Raw genomic sequence first — 2,512 nt, 5'->3', positions numbered from 1 at the left:
AGAAACCTATTCAGGCTTCTCGGAAATAAAAGTCTAACTTTTTGGGGTCACTACAAGGTTCACTTTTTCAAATTCTTTTTTATTTGCTTGACTTGAAGTCAACTCTAAGGAGTAAAATATAAATATAGGCGTTGATAGCTAGCATGTAAATAAAAGCTATTTGGCCGTGTAATACTATATATTTCTTTTGTTGCCCGTGGACCGGCGTAGTATCAGTCGGCAATCCAAGGCAGAATTACTTTTATAATTTGGAATACGTGGTGTAAAAGAAAGGAAAGGATACGTTATGTTAGGTACATTTACTTTTGAAAATCCGACTCGAATTCATTTTGGTCAAAATGCATTGGAATCATTGAATCAGGAACTGCCGAAGTTTGGTAAGAATGTTCTTCTTGTATATGGTGGCGGCTCTATTAAAAAATCGGGACTTTATGATCAAGTGGTTGAGATTTTAAAAGCCAACGGCAAGACGATAACTGAAGATGCCGGTGTTATGTCTAATCCTACGGTAGATAAATTATATGAAGGCGTAGAACGAGCTAAAGCAGGTAATGTAGATTTTATCTTGGCTGTCGGCGGTGGTTCCGTTATTGACTATGCGAAAGCCGTGTCGGTATCGGTTAATTGTAAAGAAGACCCATGGGAAAAATATTTTGAACGCATGGAGGATGTAGATTGTGAAATCGTACCGGTAGGTACTGTTTTAACAATGGTAGGCACAGGCTCTGAAATGAACGGTGGCTCTGTTATTACGAACCCGGCTAAAAAATTAAAAATCGGCCATGTATTCGGTGCTAATGTATTTCCTAAATTCTCTATCTTAGATCCTACTTACACTTATACTTTGCCTACGTATCAGATGGTAGCCGGGTTCTTTGACATCATGTCTCACCTATTGGAACAATACTTCTCCGGTACCGATGATAATACATCGGATTATGTAATTGAAGGGCTCTTGCGTTCCGTGATTCACAGTGCGCGCATTGCCGTGAAAAATCCTAAGGACTATGAAGCACGCAGTAATATTATGTGGACAGCCACTTGGGCACTGAACACATTCACTCATATGGGAAAACCGGGCGACTGGATGGTTCACATGCTTGGTCAGGCGGTAGGTGCGTATACCGATGCTACTCACGGTATGACCTTGGCCGCTGTTTCCATTCCGTACTACAAACATATTTTACAGGACGGCTTGCCTAAGTTTAAACGCTATGCCTTGAATGTATGGAATGTAGATCCAACCGGTAAAACGGATGAAGAAATTGCGCTGGCCGGTTTAGATGCTATGGCGGATTACATGCGTGAAATCGGTGTGGTTATGAACTTAACCGAACTTGGCGTTACGCCTGACATGATTGAAGGCATTGCCGATGCTACTTTCATTCTTAAAGGCGGCTACAAAGTATTGACACGTGATGAAGTCGTAGCTGTTTTAAAAGCCAGCTTATAATTTCCGCATATTGAGCCATATTGTAGGCTGAGATTATGTTATACCGTAGCTTGAGATTATGTTATACCGTAAGCTTGAGATTAGGTTATATCGTAAGTTTGAGCTTAGGTTATACCTTAAAGGAAAGGATACAGTGTGATGACGAGACCTTATATTTTTTGCCATATGGAAACGAGTTTGGACGGTAAAATCATGGGGAAATACCTTTGGCGCCCCGATGCCGTCGATGAAGGCGATTCTTTTGATTTAGTGCAACATCAGAAATATCAGTACCAAGCGCTTATTTTAGGCCGTACTACGATTGATGATAATTTTACGTATTATGAAAAACCACAGGTGAATGAAGCGGCGGCTGAGGTTCCGGCGGGCGACTTTATTGCTGAGGGCGCGTCAGCGGGCCAGTTCATGATTGCCATTGACAGCAAGGGGAAATTGGCATGGCAGGATAACACGGCGGAAGATGGTGATATGAAGCCTCATGTAGTGTCGATCTTAACGGAAGCTACGCCGAATAGTTATAAAGATTTCCTTCGTCAAAAAGGCATCAGCTATTTAATCTGCGGTAAGGATTCCGTTGATTTAGCCCTTGCTTGTGAAAAAATTAAAGAGGTCCTCAAGGTTGAAAAAATGATGCTCGGCGGCGGTGCCGTGCTTAATTGGAGTTTCCTACAGGCCGGTCTCGTTGACGAAGTGAGCCAGGTGATTGCACCGGCTGCGGACGGCAGTACGACAACGCAGACCCTCTTCATGGCCAAACCGGGCATTACGAAGGATCAGCCGATTCTCTTTAAACCATTGAGCGTTGAAATCATGGAAGACGATGCCGTATGGATTCGTTGGCAGGTTGGTGAAAAAGTAGATTTCGACTTCGATAACGATCCGACCTATAAAGAAGTAATGGGCATGATTGAGGCTCATAAATAAGAGCTTTCTTGCACGGCTAACATCACAGCGATAACTAATATCGCAGCGATGATTACGGCTAAAACGTATAGAACAAAAATATAGGCTTATAGGACAAAAAGTGTGTGTGGCTTTTTTAGTTAATCCCAATAAATT

Annotated in this window: 2 protein-coding genes; both read left to right on the top strand. The window is 42.2% G+C overall.

All coding sequences use genetic code 11. The features are described from left to right. Window positions 1–286: 286 nt before the first annotated feature. The gene (locus MXE28_RS11360; protein ID WP_226974698.1) at window positions 287–1,453 is read left to right on the top strand and encodes an iron-containing alcohol dehydrogenase; all 1,167 of its coding nucleotides are present in this window, start codon (window positions 287–289) and stop codon (window positions 1,451–1,453) included. A gap of 138 nt (window positions 1,454–1,591) precedes the next feature. Next, window positions 1,592–2,377 carry a RibD family protein gene (locus MXE28_RS11355; protein ID WP_226974697.1) on the top strand — a complete coding sequence of 262 codons (786 nt, stop codon included), beginning with the start codon at window positions 1,592–1,594 and terminating at the stop codon, window positions 2,375–2,377. Window positions 2,378–2,512 lie beyond the last annotated feature (135 nt).

This window comes from Veillonella sp. KGMB01456, assembly GCF_023051165.1.
Lineage (GTDB): Bacteria > Bacillota > Negativicutes > Veillonellales > Veillonellaceae > Veillonella_A.
The sequence above is the reverse complement of the archived record's forward strand: the minus strand, read 5'-3'. Positions and strand labels throughout refer to the sequence as shown.